16 protein-coding genes and 1 pseudogene are annotated in these 16,222 nt (G+C 72.0%); 6 read left to right on the forward strand and 11 right to left on the reverse strand.

Going from position 1 to position 16,222, the window contains the following annotated elements; translation table 11 throughout:
* Positions 1-3 precede the first annotated feature (3 nt).
* Both ABZ719_RS03580 and ABZ719_RS03585 read right to left on the reverse strand, forming a co-directional pair.
* Positions 4-1,479 (reverse strand): N-acylneuraminate cytidylyltransferase, encoded by a 1,476-nt coding sequence (locus ABZ719_RS03580; RefSeq protein WP_366723593.1) that lies wholly within the window; start codon positions 1,477-1,479, stop codon positions 4-6.
* A gap of 32 nt (positions 1,480-1,511) precedes the next feature.
* Complete coding sequence (locus tag ABZ719_RS03585; protein WP_366723594.1) at positions 1,512-2,840, reverse strand: DUF6716 putative glycosyltransferase; 1,329 nt, start codon at positions 2,838-2,840, stop codon at positions 1,512-1,514.
* A 199-nt stretch (positions 2,841-3,039) separates the two neighbouring features.
* Here ABZ719_RS03585 and ABZ719_RS03590 point away from each other — a divergent pair, with 199 nt between their 5' ends.
* Positions 3,040-4,017, forward strand: a complete 978-nt coding sequence (locus tag ABZ719_RS03590) for a glycosyltransferase family 2 protein (RefSeq protein ID WP_366723595.1) — start codon at positions 3,040-3,042, stop codon at positions 4,015-4,017.
* A complete protein-coding gene (locus tag ABZ719_RS03595; protein WP_366723596.1) occupies positions 4,014-5,399 on the forward strand; it encodes a polysialyltransferase family glycosyltransferase in 1,386 nt (461 codons plus the stop codon). The genes ABZ719_RS03590 and ABZ719_RS03595 overlap by 4 nt, the downstream gene beginning before the upstream one ends.
* Before the next feature lie 156 nt (positions 5,400-5,555).
* On the opposite strand, the gene ABZ719_RS03600 is transcribed toward ABZ719_RS03595, so the two are convergent.
* From ABZ719_RS03600 to ABZ719_RS03620, 5 genes and pseudogenes are all read right to left on the reverse strand, one after another.
* Positions 5,556-5,855, reverse strand: coding sequence for a replication initiator (locus ABZ719_RS03600; protein WP_366723752.1), 300 nt, complete (start codon positions 5,853-5,855; stop codon positions 5,556-5,558).
* 7 nt (positions 5,856-5,862) lie between these two features.
* Positions 5,863-6,039, reverse strand: a complete 177-nt coding sequence (locus ABZ719_RS03605; RefSeq protein ID WP_366723753.1) for a hypothetical protein — start codon at positions 6,037-6,039, stop codon at positions 5,863-5,865.
* A gap of 101 nt (positions 6,040-6,140) precedes the next feature.
* Positions 6,141-6,347 (reverse strand): annotated as a pseudogene (locus tag ABZ719_RS03610) (replication initiator); the annotation flags it as partial.
* A gap of 281 nt (positions 6,348-6,628) precedes the next feature.
* On the reverse strand, positions 6,629-6,991 hold the full coding sequence (locus tag ABZ719_RS03615) for a hypothetical protein (RefSeq protein WP_124439674.1): 363 nt from the start codon (positions 6,989-6,991) through the stop codon (positions 6,629-6,631).
* Positions 6,988-8,238 (reverse strand): helix-turn-helix domain-containing protein, encoded by a 1,251-nt coding sequence (locus tag ABZ719_RS03620; protein WP_366723597.1) that lies wholly within the window; start codon positions 8,236-8,238, stop codon positions 6,988-6,990. The genes ABZ719_RS03615 and ABZ719_RS03620 overlap by 4 nt, the downstream gene beginning before the upstream one ends.
* 162 nt (positions 8,239-8,400) lie before the next feature.
* On the opposite strand from ABZ719_RS03620, the gene ABZ719_RS03625 reads away from it, so the two are divergent.
* The 3 genes from ABZ719_RS03625 (at position 8,401) to ABZ719_RS03635 (ending at position 9,946) form a co-directional block, all read left to right on the forward strand.
* Complete coding sequence (locus ABZ719_RS03625) at positions 8,401-8,775, forward strand: hypothetical protein (RefSeq protein ID WP_366723598.1); 375 nt, start codon at positions 8,401-8,403, stop codon at positions 8,773-8,775.
* 361 nt (positions 8,776-9,136) lie between these two features.
* Positions 9,137-9,367, forward strand: a complete 231-nt coding sequence (locus tag ABZ719_RS03630) for a DUF397 domain-containing protein (protein ID WP_366723599.1) — start codon at positions 9,137-9,139, stop codon at positions 9,365-9,367.
* Between the two features lie 78 nt (positions 9,368-9,445).
* Positions 9,446-9,946 carry a hypothetical protein gene (locus ABZ719_RS03635; protein ID WP_366723600.1) on the forward strand — a complete coding sequence of 167 codons (501 nt, stop codon included), beginning with the start codon at positions 9,446-9,448 and terminating at the stop codon, positions 9,944-9,946.
* Between the two features lie 255 nt (positions 9,947-10,201).
* On the opposite strand, the gene leuE is transcribed toward ABZ719_RS03635, so the two are convergent.
* Positions 10,202-10,855, reverse strand: a complete 654-nt coding sequence (gene leuE / locus ABZ719_RS03640; RefSeq protein WP_366723601.1) for a leucine efflux protein LeuE — start codon at positions 10,853-10,855, stop codon at positions 10,202-10,204.
* A gap of 257 nt (positions 10,856-11,112) precedes the next feature.
* On the reverse strand, positions 11,113-12,693 hold the full coding sequence (locus tag ABZ719_RS03645; protein ID WP_366723602.1) for a methylmalonyl-CoA mutase family protein: 1,581 nt from the start codon (positions 12,691-12,693) through the stop codon (positions 11,113-11,115).
* 339 nt (positions 12,694-13,032) lie between these two features.
* Here ABZ719_RS03645 and ABZ719_RS03650 point away from each other — a divergent pair, with 339 nt between their 5' ends.
* Positions 13,033-13,971 carry a L,D-transpeptidase family protein gene (locus tag ABZ719_RS03650; protein WP_366723603.1) on the forward strand — a complete coding sequence of 313 codons (939 nt, stop codon included), beginning with the start codon at positions 13,033-13,035 and terminating at the stop codon, positions 13,969-13,971.
* Between the two features lie 211 nt (positions 13,972-14,182).
* On the opposite strand, the gene ABZ719_RS03655 is transcribed toward ABZ719_RS03650, so the two are convergent.
* Together ABZ719_RS03655 and ABZ719_RS03660 are read right to left on the reverse strand one after the other, a co-directional pair.
* Positions 14,183-15,400, reverse strand: a complete 1,218-nt coding sequence (locus tag ABZ719_RS03655; RefSeq protein ID WP_366723604.1) for an extensin — start codon at positions 15,398-15,400, stop codon at positions 14,183-14,185.
* Positions 15,400-16,062, reverse strand: a complete 663-nt coding sequence (locus ABZ719_RS03660; RefSeq protein WP_366723754.1) for an RNA polymerase sigma factor — start codon at positions 16,060-16,062, stop codon at positions 15,400-15,402. The genes ABZ719_RS03655 and ABZ719_RS03660 overlap by 1 nt, the downstream gene beginning before the upstream one ends.
* Positions 16,063-16,222 lie beyond the last annotated feature (160 nt).

Raw genomic sequence — 16,222 nt, forward strand, 5'->3', positions numbered from 1 at the left:
TCCTTACTGGGGGAGGGAATCGAGGGAGGGGCCGAGGATCCAGCCGGCGATCTCGCGGACGGCGCCGTCGCCGCCGGGGACGGTGGTGACCGCGCGGGCGGCGCCGCGGACGGCGTCGTGGGCGCTCGCGACCGCCACGGGCCAGCCGACGAGGGAGAAGCACGGGAGGTCGTTGACGTCGTTGCCGACGTAGAGGACACGCTCGGGGGCGATGCCCTGCTCCTCGCACCACTGCTTGAGGGCGAGGTCCTTGCGGTCGATGCCGTGCAGCACCGGGAGCTTCAGCTTCCGGGCGCGGGCGGCGACGACCGGGTTCTGCTCCGTGGACAGGATCAGCATGCGCAGGCCGCTCCTGCGCAGCGCCGCGATGCCGAGGCCGTCCCCGCGGTGCACGGAGACGAACTCGCGTCCGTCGGAGTCGATCAGCACCCTGTCGTCGGTCTGGGTGCCGTCGAAGTCGAGCACGACCGCGTCGATGTCCTCGGCGGTGGGCAGGGCACCGCCGGGGGTCCGCGCCGCCGGGCCGGGGCCCGGGGCCGGGGGGCGGTCCGCGTCGAACAGCGGCGCGAGGGCGCGGGCGCGGGCGAGGTCGTGCGGGTCGTCGATCTCCAGTACGCGCGCCGGGTCGGTGCGCACCAGTTCGGTACGGCCGAAGAAGCGGTGCCGGTGGGTGCGGAAGCCCGCGGCGTCCATCGCGTAGGCGGCGCCGGTCTCCAGCAGGTCCTGCGGACGGTCCTGGCGGCGCGGCCGGAAGGACTTGTCGTGGTTGACGCCGTAGCCGCCGGCCACGGCGGCCGGTGCGGTCTGGTCGGCCGGTGCGGTCACGGGGGCCGGTGCGGGGCCGTCGGCCGGTGCGGCGACGGCCACGGCGGCCGCCCCACCCGTACCCCCTGCACCAAACGTTCCAGCGACACCACCGGTCCCGCCGACAACACCCGCGCGGCGGGTCGCCGCGCCCCCCGGGTCACCGGCGCCGGCCGGGCCGGCGGCGTCCGCCGTCTCCCCGGCGTCCCGCCAGAGGAACCCGTGGAAGGGTGCCACGGTCACCGCGGTGTCCGCGCCGCTCTCGGCGACCGCGCGGGCGACCCCGTCGACGTCCTCGCGGGTCAGGAACGGGCTGGTGCACTGCACCAGCAGCACGACGTCCACCCGCGCGCCGTGCAGCGCCTCGTGGGCGTCCATCGCGTGCAGGACGGCCGCCTCGGAGGTGGCCGTGTCCCCCGCGATCGCGGCCGGCCGCAGGACGACCTCGGCGCCGGCCTCGCGCGCCGCCGCCGCGATGGCCGGGTCGTCGGTGGAGACCACGACGTCCGTCACGGACCGCGCCGCCCGGCACGCGTGCACCGCACGCGCCACCAGGGGCACACCGCCCACGGGGGCGAGGTTCTTCGCGGGCACGCCCTTGGAGCCGCCGCGCGCGGGTATCACCGCGAGCACACGGCGTACCGGGGCGACCAGGCCCGCTTCAGGGTGGGACATGACATCTGCTCCTCGAGGTGGGGTCGGGCGGCTCACAGCTCCCCCATCCGCCGGATGACGGGCGCCACGCGCTGCACGCCGTGGCGGTAGGCGCCGCGGGCGGCCCGGCGGACGATCTGCCGGACCGGTCCGGGGCCGCGGTCGGCCGCCGGGGCCCCCGGCAGCGGCGCGCCGTCGGGTCCCAGGTGGTGGCGGGCGAGGAGGCCCGGCAGGTAGCCGGGCGCGGTCCCGGGTGTGTAGTACGGGTCGAGCGGGGGCAGGCCGCCGGGCGCCCGGAGCAGCTCCCCGATGCGCTCGCGGGCCGTGTCGAAGGCGGTGGCGTAGGTGCCGCCGGTGGCGACGCCCTGCCGGGCCACCCAGTCCTCCTCGGGCACCGGGCGGTGTCCGGAGTCGAGCTGGTCCCAGGAGGCGAGGCAGCCGGACCCGGTGAAGTGGTGGTTGCCGAGCGTCTCGCGCACCCCGAGGTCGGTGAGGACGACGGTGGGGATCCGGCGGTGCAGCGCCTCCAGGGCGGCGGTGGAGCTGACCGTCACCAGCAGGTCGGTGCGGTCGAGCACCTCCCCCATGTGCCCGTAGACCAGGCGCAGGTTGGGCGGCAGCGCGGCCCGCTGCGCCAGCTTCTGGTACGGCACCTCCTCGATGTGCGTGGTGTGTTCGCCCGGCCGGGAGCGCAGCTTGAGCAGCACCTCGCGGCCGGGGTGCAGCCGGGCGTGCCGGATCAGCCGCTCCAGCAGGTACGCACGGTCCCGGCGGCTCTCGGGGACGGAGGGCTGCGCGGCGAACACCACCGTGTACGGGTCGTGCGCGCCGCTGTAGGGAGCGCCGCCGAGGAACGGCAGGGCCACCTCGGTGACCGCGGACGCGTCGGCGCCCACGCCTTCGTAGACGGCGCGGAAACGCTCCGCGTCCTGACGGGAGTTGGCGAGCACCAGGTCCGCGCCGTGCCGCAGCAGCAGACCGTCGGCGAGCTTCTCGTAGACGACGCCGACGTACCCGGTGACGACCACGGGCCGCCGGCCGGCGCCGTCCCAGGCCCGCTTCAGTCCGTGCAGCACCGCCTGCACGCCGCCGCCCACGAGGGCGAGCACGAGGACGTCGCAGGGCTCCTCGCCCGCCGCGCCGGGGGTCATGGCGCGCAGGAACTCGACGGCGGTCACCTCGCGGAGCGAGTCCGCGCGGACGCCGACCTCCGTGAGCTGGCGGGCGGTGGGGGTGGCACGGCCCCGCAGGAGGTAGCCGTCGAGCCGGATCCCGGCCCCGGCGGGGGCGACGCGCTGCGCGGTGAGCGCGCCCCATTTCCACCGGGTGTCGGAATCCGCGAGAACGGCGACCCGCAGGGTCTTCGTTGCACTTGCTGGCACGTCGCAGACGCTAGGAAGGCATTTCTAGGTCCCGCCCAACCGGAATGCAACAAACGGTTAACAGCACACCGCCGAATGCGGAACCGGCGCCCGGGACAGGCCGCGGAAAGCCTGGTTCACGGCATCGCCACGTGTCGTTCACTCGCGGTCAAACTCCAGGTAAAGACGGGACCGGGGCCCGCGCCCTAACGTCGCACACGTGGTCAAGCTCTCCGTCATCGTGCCGTTCTACAACGTGCAGCAATACGCACCCGACACCTTGAAGAGTCTGCGTGCGAACGCGCGTGACGACTTCGAATTCGTCCTCGTCGACGACTGTTCACGCGATGAGACCCCGGACATTCTCGCGCGCGCGGAACGGGAACTGCCCGGTGCCGTCCTCGTCCGGCGCGAGGAGAACGGAGGGCTGGCGACCGCACGCAACACCGGGATCGACCGGGCGCGCGGCGAGTACGTGACGTTCCTGGACGGCGACGACTGGCTGGCCCCCGGCTACTACCCGCGGCTGCTCGCCGTGATCGAGGAGCTGGGCTGCGACTTCGTCCGCGCCGACCACGTGCAGTGCACCGGCCGGGCGCGCGGCGTCCACCGGGTGCCGCACGGCCGGCGCGGAGTGGTGCTCGACCCGCGGGCGGCGATCCTGCCCGCCGACCGCTCCACCTCGGTGGACTACCCCTACGCGTGGGCGGGCGTCTACCACCGCAGGCTGCTGGAGCGGGGGCTGCTGCACTTCACCGACGGGCTGCGCACGGCCGAGGACCGGCCGTGGATCTGGAAGCTGCACCGGGAGGCGGAGTCCTTCGCCGTGACCGGTCTGCTGGGGGTCCACTACCGGCGGGGGGTGGCCTCCTCGCTCACCCAGATCGGCGATGTGCGCCAACTGGACTTCATCCGCGCGTTCGACCAGGTCGTCGAGGAGACGGCCCGGGACCGGGAGGCGGCCCTGCTGCTGCCCAAGGCGGTCCGTACGTACTGCGCGATCATCGCCCACCATCTGGGCTCCATCGAAAGGTTCGAACCGGCGGTGGCACGGAAACTGAAGTCGCTCAGCGCGCGCGCCCTGCGCCGCATGCCGCAGGGCGTCCTGGACGAGGCGCTGGACTCCATGGACGTCCAGCGCGCCACCCGGCTGCGCCGGCTGCGCCGCCGCCCCGCCGGCACGGGGGCCGCCGCGTGACCACCCGGATCTTCCTCGCGTCGACGCTGTACGGCACCGCCACCCTCGCCGCCGCCCTCGACGCCGACTGCTTCGGCCCCGCCGACCGCCGCGTCCTGGTGGTCTGCAACAACACGGCGACGCCGGAGACCACCCCCCCGGTGGACGAGCTGCCCGGCTTCGAACGGCTGCGGGAACGGTTCGACGACGTGGTGTCGTGGAACGAGGCCATCTCCCCCTTCCACCCCGGCGGCTGGGCCCCGCGCCCGGACGACGTGCCGCTGTGGGAACGGCACCTGAGACTGCTGTGGGACCTGGGCGAGGACGCCGTCGAACTGGCCGTCGAGTCGATCCAGGTCAACCCCGCGCTCGCCGTCTGCCAGATCTTCACCGGCGCGCCCGTCACCGTCTACGCCGACGGCCTGATGAGCTACGGGCCCACCCGCAGCAAGATCGACCCGCTGGTGGGCACCCGCATCGACCGCCTGCTCCACCTCGATCTGGTGCCCGGCCTGCGGCCGGTGCTGCTCACCGAGTTCGGGGTGGCGCCGCAGATCGTCCCCACGGACGCCTTCCTCAAGGTGCTGGCCGAACTCGCGGACACGGGCGAGGCGTTGCCGGACCTGCCCGCCGAACCCGCCCTGCTGCTCGGCCAGTACCTGAGCGCGCTGGACATCCTCACCGCCGAGGAGGAGGAGGCACTGCACGTGCGGATGCTGCGCGGCGCCGTCGCGCTCGGCCACACCCGCGTCGTCTTCAAACCCCACCCCTCGGCGCCCGCCCGCTGGTCGCGCGCGCTGGAGCGGGAGGCCGGGAAGCTGGGCGCCGACCTCACCGTGCTGGCCACGCCCGTCCTCGCCGAGGTGCTGTACCAGCGGATACGCCCCGTCCTGGTCGTCGGCTGCTTCTCCACCGCGCTGCTCACCGCCTCGGCGCTGTACGGGCTCCCGGTCGCCCGTACCGGCACCGGCACCCTGCTGGAGCGGCTGACGCCGTACGAGAACAGCAACCGTGTCCCCGTGACGATCGTCGACGCGCTGCTGCCGGACCTGGCGGTCCTGGCCGGCGGGGCCCCGGTGACCGCGGAGCAGGGGCGGGACACCGTCCGCGACTCTCCCGCCGCCCACGGCGGGGACACGGCCGCCGAAGCGCTGGGCGAGCTGGTGCGGGCCGTCTCCTTCGCGATGCAGCCGAAGATCTACCCGGGTCTGCGCCCGGCCGCCGAGCGGTACCTCGCCGCGCACCTCGACACGCACGCCCGGCGCTACTTCAAGCGCCGCCGGCTGACCGCGCTGGCGCTGCCCGGCGGTGTCCCGCAGCAACTCGCCTTCATACCGCGCAACGCGACGGTACGACGGGTGGCCCGCCGCGCCCGCTCACTGGGCCGGGCGGTGGGCCGCTGACGCACCGGGCACCGCCGCCGGACGCCGGCCGGGCTTCTGGGCACAAAGGCGACCACCTACAAATCCACGCCAGTACTAGACAAGCAGGGCCAGGAAATCAAGGTCACGGATGAACCGATCCTGACTGACGAGGAATTCGAAAACGTACAAGCAGCGCTAGCCACCCGGGCGAAGAACAAGCGTCACCACGAGAAGAATCGCCGCCCCACCAGATTCCTTGGCGTCATGAAGCAGTGTGGCCGGAGCCGACATACCGCCAGGCCGATTCGGTGACCACGTCCGGGCCATCCATGGGGATAGCGCCCGGCGATGATCGGTCCGTTCCTCGCGCAGTGCGCCGTACGTTGTGGAGTAACGGCGTGATTTGGTGAGGATATGGCCCCGGTAGCCGAGGCTGTGAGCCCACGAGCGGAGCCGGAGGTGTCCAGCTCGGGCAGGCCGCCCAGACGCCAGCAGACGTCCATCAGGGCCCGTACGTGAGGCGTGACCACGGCCGCGCGGATGTCGTCCGGGCTGGTGACGCGGTAGTCCAGTCCGGCGCCGGTCTCGGCGTTCCCTTGGAGACGTACTTGGCGACATAGGCGGCGACCGCGTCATCGGTGGGCCCCTCGTCGTCGGCGAAGGCCCGGATCGGCCGCACGTCCAACTGCCCACCGAACAGAAGGACTCGGTGCCGTAGGCGCCGGATTCCGGGACGCGGACGTTCGCCGCTGCGGCAGCCGCGTGCACGGCGTCAGTGAGGAGTTCGGCCGTGGCCCAGTCCGGGCACGAATCGCCGGCACCGGCCGGACCGTCCAGGCGCACCACCCCATGGAAGTGGAGGGCCGCCCGCTTCTGGTACTCGGCAACCTTGGCGAAGGACACCACCAAGTGATCACGCAGCTTCGAGCGCGGTATGCCTACGGCCGAGGCAAGCTCGAACAGGCCACGCCACGCCAGCACCGACACAGCCGCACCGCACGACGCAAACCCTCTGTGGCTGGGGCCGCCAGTCTCCGAGGATTGTAGGCAGCCACCATGGGGCGAGCCTCGAAGAACAGGGGGCCGATCGGGCTATTGCGGGCAGGTACCAAAGACTGCCCGATCCGCTGGCGAGCGTAAGGCCCCCTGTTCACTCGCCCCATGGCAGCTCCAGCCCAAAATCCTCTACGGCCGGCGGCGTGCCAAGAACTGCGTCACTACAGGGCGAAACTCCGACTCGCAGCTGGGTTTGCAGGAATCGGTAGGGGTTAATTCAGACTGTTCTCAATGGCCTCGAAGATGCCTGAGTCGGTTTCCTTCTGCCAGTCCGGCAGGTCGGGCCAATCGGCTACGTACCCCGGCTTCGGGTCATTGAAGTGCTTGAACATCTGCGCCGTCCAACACGTCGCGACGAACCGTCCCTTCTGCTCGCGCGACAGGCGGGAGGCATGCCCGGCGCTCAGTTTGAGGAAATGGCGAACCTGCTCATACACGGCGCCCGCAGCCTCACGCTCCCATTCAGGCGTCTCTTCCCACGGAGTTACGTAGCTCGGCTTGGGCTCACCAGGGAAGTGCTTCCTCACTCCAGCGATCCACGCCTCACGAAAGACTCGCGCGCCCTCGGTCGTCATGCCATCCCCTCTCGTGATGCCGTCAGGCTGCCGATCTCGGCCTTCAACTCGGTGATACGCCGGTCACGTCCCAAGGTGCCCAGCTCGGAAGTCAGGGAATGGAGTCTACGGGCGACGTAACCGGACCCGGAGGCCCGCGCCAGCCGCAGGGCTTCGAGCCCGTACTGCATGACCTGCTCCAAGTCATTCCGCTTGGCGCCGATCGTCGCCAGGTCGACAAGTACCGCTCCCCGACGTCGGAAAGAGTGGCCAGTGGCCAGAGGGGCGAGCGTCAGCGCATCCTTCAACGAGGTCTCGGCCAGGCCGAGTCGGTTGAGTTGCAGGTACCGGGCGCCTCGCTCCTCCGCCAAGCGCGAGCCATCGAAGCGCAGCCATCCGCCGTTCGACACCTGGCCGCTCAGGCTGGCCACCTTCTCGGCCTCGTCCAAAGCCTCCTCGCAGGCGTCGAAGTCGCCGAGCCAGGCGAACGCCTCAGCCTGCACGGCTGCGGCCCAGTGCTTGGTCGCAAGGCTGCTGTCTCCACGCAGGGCGACACGGCGCGCGGCCCCAAGTGTGTCCGCAGCACGCTTGTAACGACGCTCGGAGAGGTCTGCGTAGGCGCTCCGGATGAGGGCGCACGCCCAAAGATCGTAGGCGCCGGCCTCCTTGCTCGCGCTGGCCGCAAGCGAGTACGAGGCAGCGGCATCGTGGTACCGGTTGGCGTCGAAGGCCAGCTCGCCCGCCAGCTGGAACAGGTCGCCAGCGGCGAAACAGAGCGTCCCTGTCTGGGCCCGCCCATCGCGCAGCGCATCGTTCAAGGCAGTGAGCTGAGACTGCACTACCGGGTACACCGCGTGTTTCGCGCGGGCGAGTTGGTAGACCTGCCACAGATGACCGTTCATGCGCCCGAAGTCGTCGCCGCTGTCCTCCAGGGCCTCCGCCTCGCCCGCAGGTATGGCAGCGACCGCGCCGGACACCGCCATGAGGCCCAGAAACTCGCGTCGGATCATCTCGTCTGGGTCCCCTGGGCTGTGGTGGGCACTCGACGCCGACCGTACGGGCTTCGGCTGCACCTCGGCTGAAGTAAGCAACGCATCGAGTTCGTCAAGGTCCATCTGTAACACCTCGGCGACCTTGGCCCGCTGAGGAGGCTGGGGCTTGGATTTACCCGTCTCCCATCGGCCTACGGTGCGCCGGTCGACGCCTACCGCGAAGGCAAACCCTTCTTGGGTGAGGCCCCGAGCCCTACGCCTGTCGGCGATGCTCATGCAGGCCCCCTTCCCGGGTTCTCGCCGTGCCCAACATGCCGCCTGCCCCATGTCCCAGAGATGTCCCAACACTGGCCCATGAACGCCGTGGTCCGCACGCCATTCACGCGGAACGCTGGTCTCCATCCGGTGAAACCGCCGTCAGCCAGCGAGGGACACGCCGTGAAGACCGAGACGAGCAGATTCGAAGTGACAGCGCCGACCGAGGGCGGCGTACCGATCGACATCGAGCTGATCCAAGACAGCACCGACGTCGCCCTCTCGGCGAGACTCGGCACCTCGACCCGCGCCGACATCGACGCCAAGACACCGGCCTTGATCGGACACCTGCAATTGCTCCTCGGTGAGGAACTGGGCGCCGACGACGAGCTGGTCATGCAGCAATTCCGCAAGGCGTACTCGCTGCTCGACCTGAAGAACCGCCCCAGCGCGGAGGCCCCGACCTTCACGGCCTACTTCTTCATGCGCGAGGTCGCCGACCTGACGCGCCGACTGCTGTGGATCTACACCCAGAGGAGCGGGACGGGTGCAGCGTGAGCCCCAAGGCGCAGCAGGTGATTTACGTGATCGCCCTGCTCGGACTCATGGTCGCTCTCGCGGTCGGAATCCTCGCCGGTCCAGAGGGAAGCACAAGCGTCCGCTCGGCTGGTGCCAGTGGCTTCTCCAAGGGCTCCTGATCGCAGCGTCCGTGTCGATCCCGGCGGCCTACTGGCAACTCACCACCTGAACGTCCGTCCCCGAGGTGACGCCCCGGTCGTTCCCCCACGGCCACACCCTCGGGGGCGGAGCCAAGCGCCCACCCCGGCCAGGAACAGGAAGGCCGGGCCGGGGTGGGTCGGCAAGTGCACTACGGCGCGGAGACCGCATCTCCGCAACGTGCACCAGGAAGGACTACCCGATGAACGGCAACCTCTACACCCTGTCGGTGGACGGCGTCGAGACCACGAACTTCTGCGGAGGCCCCTGCACCGAGGGCTGCGTCGGCTTCGCCGCGATCCCCGGCGCCGCCGACTCGTACGTGGTCCGCGACTCCAAGCCCGAGGGCGCCGGCAAGGAACTGCGGTTCACCGCGGCCGAGCTCGACGACTTCGCCCTCGGCTGGGTGAAGAACCGCGGCCTCACCGCCTGACCCTGCTACACCTCTCATCCCCGGCGGGTCGTCCTACGCACACCAGGGCGGCCCGCCCCCCCCTCTCGGAAGGCGCGCATGAGCTGGACAGGACACTTCCACGGCTACGGCCCGTGGGTCGGATCGCCCGACAGCTACCACCGGGAAGGTGACCGGCGGCCTCCGCATCCTGACCCCCCTGCTCCTCCCGCCTCCGACGACGACAAGGTGGCCATCCGCATCCTTCAGCGGTACCGCGAAGTGATGGCCGAGTTCCCGACCTCGAACCTGCCGCCCATGATGTCCGGGCACTGGCTGATGAAGCGGAACCAGGCGGCCCATGAGCGCACCTGGACGGACGCCACAGCGGCTCTCGACTGGATGGTCAAGCACCTCCTTGACAACCCCCCGATGCAGCGCGAGGACGGGCGTCAGGCGTACGCGAGCCTGGACACGAGACGCGAATACGTGCTGGATGTCCTGCCGGTCGGCGTGGACGTGAGCTGGGTGTACTACAACCGGCCGGGCAATATCGTCTCGCTCAATCTGGTGTGCTGCCCGAACCGTCACCACCCCGACCTCACGTGCCCGCTCGCCTAAAGCGAAGTAACGAGCGGCTGACCAAGTTGGCCAAGCGGGCCGGTATCACCCTCTGAGCACCGTCACGGTGATCGGCTGCCGCTTCCGCCTGCTCGGCCTACTGCCCAGAGCCGCGAACGGGGTGACGCCAGGCTCCTTGGGCTCCTCCTGGGGCCTCTCAGGCAAGCCCAGGGCTCCTAGTGCCCGCTGCTGCTCCTGGAGGCTCATGCGGGCGAACAGGGCCACAGCATCGTCAAGGTGGGACATGCCAGCCCCCTACGCGCTTGCCAGAGACAGCTTGACGGCGAACCCCAGGAACAGGGCGCCCGCCGCCGAGGTCGCCCACGCCGACAGGCGCTTGCGGCGGCGGAAGGCGGCGGCCAGCCGGGTGCCGCCGAAGATCAGGGCGCTCAGGTAGAGGCAGCTGGCGAGCTGGGCGAAGACGCCGAGGACGACGAAGGACAGCGCCGGGTAGGCGTAACCCGGGTCGACGAACTGCACGAAGAAGGCGATGAAGAACAGGATCGCCTTCGGGTTGACCAGGCTGACGACGAGGGCCCGCCGGAAGGGCCGCTCGTCGGCGGGGCCGGCCGCGGCGGGCGCGTCCTGCGCGCCGCGCTCGTGCCGGGTGCGCCACATGCCCCAGGCGGCGCGCAGCATGCCGATCGCCAGCCAGGTGAGGTACCCGGCGCCCGCGTACTTCACGATGTCGAAGAGCAGGGCGTTCCCCTTGAGCAGGGAGGCGACGCCGGCGGCCGACAGCGTCATCAGCACGGTGTCCCCGCACCAGACGCCCGCCGCCGCCGAGTACCCGGCCCGGACGCCGCGCCGGGCGGCGACGGACAGCACGTAGAGCGAGTTGGGGCCGGGGAGCAGGACGATGAGGACGAGACCCGCCAGGTAGGTGGGGAGATCTATGACGCCGAACATGGCGGGAGTGTCGCACGGGGGCGCGCCGCTCGGGGAGGTGTTCCGGGTACCGAGACCGGCGGCCGGCCGTCGCCGTTCCCCTCGCCGTCCCGGTCACGGAGAGTGCCCCGGAGAGGCCGGGGGTCGCACCGGCCGCCGCGGGCGGCGGGCAGGCGGGACCGGCCGGCCGCCGGGAGCACTCCCGGCCCGCTCCGCACGCCGCCGGCCGGGAGCGGACGTCCTCCGCCCCCGGTCGCTCCTCCGAGCGCAGGGCCGGCTCAGAAGGCGTCGCTCGGCACGTAGTTCCCCCACACCTCGCGCAGCGCGTTGCACACCTCGCCCACCGTGGCGCGGGCGCGCAGCGCGTCCTTCATCGGGTAGAGAACGTTGTCCTCGCCCTCGGCGGCCTTCTTCAGGGCCGCCAGGGCGGTGTCGACGGCGGCCTGGTCGCGTTCGGCGCGCAGCGTGGCGAGGCGCTGCGCCTGCTGGGCCTCGATGGCGGGGTCGACGCGCAGCGGCTCGTACGGTTCCTCCTCGTCGAGCTGGAAGCGGTTGACGCCCACGACCACCCGCTCGCCGGAGTCGGTCTCCTGCGCGATGCGGTAGGCGCTGCGCTCGATCTCGTTCTTCTGGAAGCCGTGCTCGATCGCGGAGACGGCGCCGCCGAGGTCCTCGACCTTCCGCATCAGTTCCAGGACGGCCGCCTCGACGTCGTCGGTCATCTTCTCCACGACGTAGGAGCCCGCGAAGGGGTCGACGGTCGCGGTCACGTCGGTCTCGTAGGCGAGGACCTGCTGCGTGCGCAGGGCCAGCCGCGCGCTCTTGTCGGTGGGCAGCGCGATCGCCTCGTCGAAGGAGTTCGTGTGCAGCGACTGCGTGCCGCCGAGGACCGCCGCCAGGCCCTGCACGGCGACGCGGACCAGGTTCACCTCCGGCTGCTGGGCGGTGAGCTGGACCCCGGCGGTCTGGGTGTGGAAGCGCAGCATCAGCGACTTGGGGTTCTTCGCGCCGAACTCCTCCTTCATGACCCGGGCCCAGATCCGGCGCGCGGCACGGAACTTGGCGACCTCCTCCAGGATCGTCGTACGGGCGACGAAGAAGAAGGACAGGCGGGGTGCGAAGTCGTCCACGTCCATCCCGGCCGCGACCGCCGTACGCACGTACTCGATGCCGTCCGCGAGCGTGAACGCGATCTCCTGCGCGGGCGAGGCACCCGCCTCCGCCATGTGGTAGCCGGAGATCGAGATCGTGTTCCACTTCGGGATCTCGGCCCTGCAGTACTTGAAGATGTCCGCGATCAGGCGCAGCGAGGGCTTGGGCGGGAAGATGTACGTGCCGCGCGCGATGTACTCCTTGAGCACGTCGTTCTGGATCGTGCCCGTCAGCTTCCCGGCCGGGACGCCCTGCTCCTCGGCCACCAGTTGGTAGAGCAGGAGCAGCAGCGCCGCGGGCGCGTTGATCGTCATCGACGTGGAGACCTGGTCGAGGGGGATCCCGCCGAACAGCACCCGCATGTCGTCGATCGAGTCGATGGCGACACCGACCTTGCCGACCTCACCGTGCGCGATCGGGGCGTCGGAGTCGTGGCCCATCTGCGTCGGCAGGTCGAAGGCGACCGACAGGCCCATCGTGCCGTTCGCGATCAGCTGCTTGTACCGGGCGTTCGACTCCGACGCCGTACCGAAGCCCGCGTACTGCCGCATCGTCCACGGACGCCCCGTGTACATCGAGGGATACACCCCTCGCGTGAACGGAAACTCACCCGGCCGCCCCAGCTTCTGCGCCGGGTCCCAGCCCTCCAGGGCGTCCGGCCCGTACACCGGCTCGATGGGCAGACCGGACTCCGACTCGCGCGCCATGGTGTGTGCCTCCGCGTTCTGTGGTTACTTGCCAGTTACTCGCTGGTACGGCCGACCCTCGCGACGGACTGTAGCGGCGGCCGAGCGCCGGGTGCAGGGGCCCACGCTGGGACCTTGCTCACAGACCTGGCCCGGCTCGTGCCGCGTGCGTTCCGCTTCTGCGGCCGCCGCCGCTCGTGGTGCTGATGCGCTTTCCGCTTCCGTTCCTGTTTCCCACCATGCCCCGTGGTTCGCCGCCGGTCACGGATGGAAAGACTTTCCGTGAGCGCCGGGGCCGCCGCGGAGCCGGGCGCCGCGAGGATCTCTGGGACAGCGGGGGGCCGCATGGGTGTCGGGGGCATGAGGAGGGCGGCCGTCGGCGTGGCCGCGGCCGTGGCGCTGACGGGGGTCTACGGCTGCACGGTGCAGCCGACGGGTACGGGCGCGGCCCGGGGGCCGGGCGGTGCCACGGGCGCGGGCCCGGGTTCCGCTACGGCGTCCGGTTCCGGCTCGGCCGGGCGGCACCGCTCGCCCGTGCACATCGAGGTGCCGGCCGCCCGGCCGGGCGGCGGGAAGGCCGACGGCAAGGCCGGGAGCGGAAGCGCGGGCGGGGGCGGCGGTCCGGGTGGGGGCGCCCGTACCGCCCCGGCCGTTCCGCCCGCCGCCGCCCCCGTGCTGTGGTCGCGCGGCGACAGCGGGCGGGCCGTCCGGGAGCTCCAGGCCCGTCTGCGGCAGATCGGCTGGCTGTCCCAGGGGCCGACGGGGACCTACGGCCCCGCGACGGAGCGGGCGGTCCGGGGCTTCCAGGGCAAGCGCGGTCTGCCGCGCACGGGACGCACCGACACCGTCACCTGGCAGCGGCTGCGCGGGATGACGCACGAGCCGGGCCGGTGGGAGCTGTACCTCATGGGCGGCCAGCCCGCCGGCGCGCCGGACCCGCGCTGTCTGACGGGCCGGGTGCTCTGCATCGACAAGACGACCCGGACCCTGCGCTGGATGATCGACGGGCGGACCGTCTCGACGATGGCGGTGCGGTTCGGTACGGAGGCCACACCCACCCGTGAAGGTGTGTTCCAGGTCTACTGGAAGTCACGTCACCATGTGTCGACGATCTACCACTCGGCGATGCCGTACGCGATGTTCTTCAGCGGCGGACAGGCCGTCCACTACTCCTCGGACTTCGCGGCCCGGGGTTACGCCGGCGGCTCGCACGGCTGTGTCAACGTACGGGACGAGGCGGCGATCGCCCACATGTTCGCGCAGGTGGAGGTGGGCGACAAGGTCGTCGTGCACTGGTGAGGCGGACGCCCGGGCCCTGGAGGCAGTGGGGGCGCGGGCGGGACCGGGGGAACGTGTCCCGCCCGCGCCAGATGCACGAGCCGTAGGTACGGGGGGAACCCCGGCGTCGTGCAAGGGCCGATGACCAGTCGGCTCACTCAGTACTGCGTCGGCGCCGCCAAAAACGTCACACCTAGCCGGAAAAACTTTCTGGTGACTGCGAAAGCGCAGGTCAGAGGTGTGCCGAGGGGCGAGGGGAGGCCGCCTTCGCGGGGGGCGACGGTACGGCGGACGAGCGGGGCAGGACACCCTCGCGCGGACGAGCGCCGTCCGGATGGCCGCTGGGAAGACCGCCGCCGGAGGGGCCACCGTCCGCGTGACCCGCGTCGTCGTCACCGCCCCGGCCGCCGCCCTTGCCGTCGCCGCGCCCCTGGTGGCCGCCCTTGCCGCCCTGGCCGTTCTGGTCCCCCTGGCCGTTCTGGTCCCCCTGGCCGTTCTGGCCGCCGTTGCCGGACCCGCCCTGGCCGGTGCCGTTGCCCTGGCCCGCCCCTTGGCCGCCGGCCGACTTCAGGATGCCCTTGCAGTACGTCCAGACCCGCGAGGAGCCGCCCGCCGCGCCGTCCAGCACGTGCTTGCGGCCGGTGTCCAGCACCTTGCCGTCCCGCAGGTCCCGGCAGGCGGCCGACAGCCGGCCCCAGCGACCGCCCTGGCCGTCCTGGCCGCCCTGCCCGGCCCGGTCCCCGTCGCCGGCGGCCGAGGAGCCGTCCCCGGGAGCGCCGTCGCGGGCGGGCGTCGAGGCGTCACCGGCGGACGAACCGGCCGTGACGCCGGCGCCACCGGGTGCCGGCGACCCGGAGCCGGGGCCGCTCGCTTCCCCGCTCCCGGCGAACGGCGGCGAGGGACGGGCCGACGTGGCCGAGGGGGAGACGGACGCGGCAGGGGCGGGCTCGTCGCCGCCGAACGGGGTCGGCAGCACGCCGGTCGTGGCCGCGGCGGCCACCCCGCCGAGGGCGCCCGCGGCCAGGGTCGCGGACAGGGCCAGGCGGACAGGACGGCCCAGCCGCGGACCGGGGCGCCGGGAACGGACGGGGTTCGTCCGCGACCCGTTCCGGGGCGTGCGCGCGGCGAGCCGGACGAGCCCCGCGTCGGCGGACTGGGCTGCTCCGTACCGGCCCGCGGCCTCGGGCGACGCGGCCACGGCCTGCCCGGCGCGGGCGTCGGCCCGCTCGGCGCGGACCTTGCGGAAGGCGGCGAGCGCGGCCGCCTCGCCGGGCAGTTCGGCCGCGCCGTCGGAAGGAGGGGCGGCGGGCGCGGCGGACAGCGCCCTCAGTACGTCGGCGAGGCGTTGCGCCTGGTCACGGACGGTGACGTCGACGGTGTCCGGTGGCTCTCCGCGGAGCAGGCGCTCCGCGGTGTCGCGGTCCAGCCATCGGTACTGCTCGTCGGCCATCACATGTCCTTCTGCGTCCGGGCGCGCGTATGCGTCACACCGGCGGACGTCACCGCGTGGCCGCGCGGTTCTCGCGGGGGCGACATCGCGCTGAACGCGCCGGCGGATTCCGGATCGTCGCCGAGCAGCTCCGCGAGCCGTTTCAGACCGCGGTGCGCGGCGGTGCGCACGGCGCCCGGCCGCTTGCCGAGCGTCTCGGCGGCGGTCTTGGCGTCCAGACCCACGACCACGCGCAGCACCACGGCCTCGGCCTGGTCCTGGGGCAGTTGCGCGATGAGGGAGAGGGTGCTGCCGGTGGTGAGCGCCTCGATGGCCTCACCGGCGGTGTCGGAGGCGGCGGCCCGGTCGGCCAGTTCCGTTTCGTCGCCGCCGATGGCGGGGCGGCGCCCGCGCATGCGTATGTGGTCCAGGGCGCGGTTGCGGGCTATCCGCGCGGCCCAGCCGCGGAAGCGGTCGGCGTCGCCGCTGAAGCGCTCGAGGTCGCGGGCGATCTGGAGCCAGGCCTCGGAGGCCACGTCCTCGGCGTCCGGTTCGCCGACCAGGGTGCGCAGGTATCCGAGCAGCCGCGGGTGCACGGCGCGGTACACAGTCCGGAACGCGCCCTCGTCCCCGGTCTGCGCGGCAAGCACCGCGGCGGTCAGCTCCGCGTCGTCCCCCAGCACCCCGTGGTTCCTCAGTAGATCGAGCAGGATCGTCGCGGCATCGCGGCCGTCGGACGTGCGGTGATCATGCATCTTCCGCACCCGGCGCGAAAGGCACGTTACGGCCTGAAACCGCCTCTCGTCCATGACCGTACAACGTGCAACCAACCACTCGGGAGCC

The organism is Streptomyces sp. NPDC006743, assembly GCF_040703815.1.
In the GTDB taxonomy this organism is placed as follows: Bacteria; Actinomycetota; Actinomycetes; order Streptomycetales; family Streptomycetaceae; genus Streptomyces.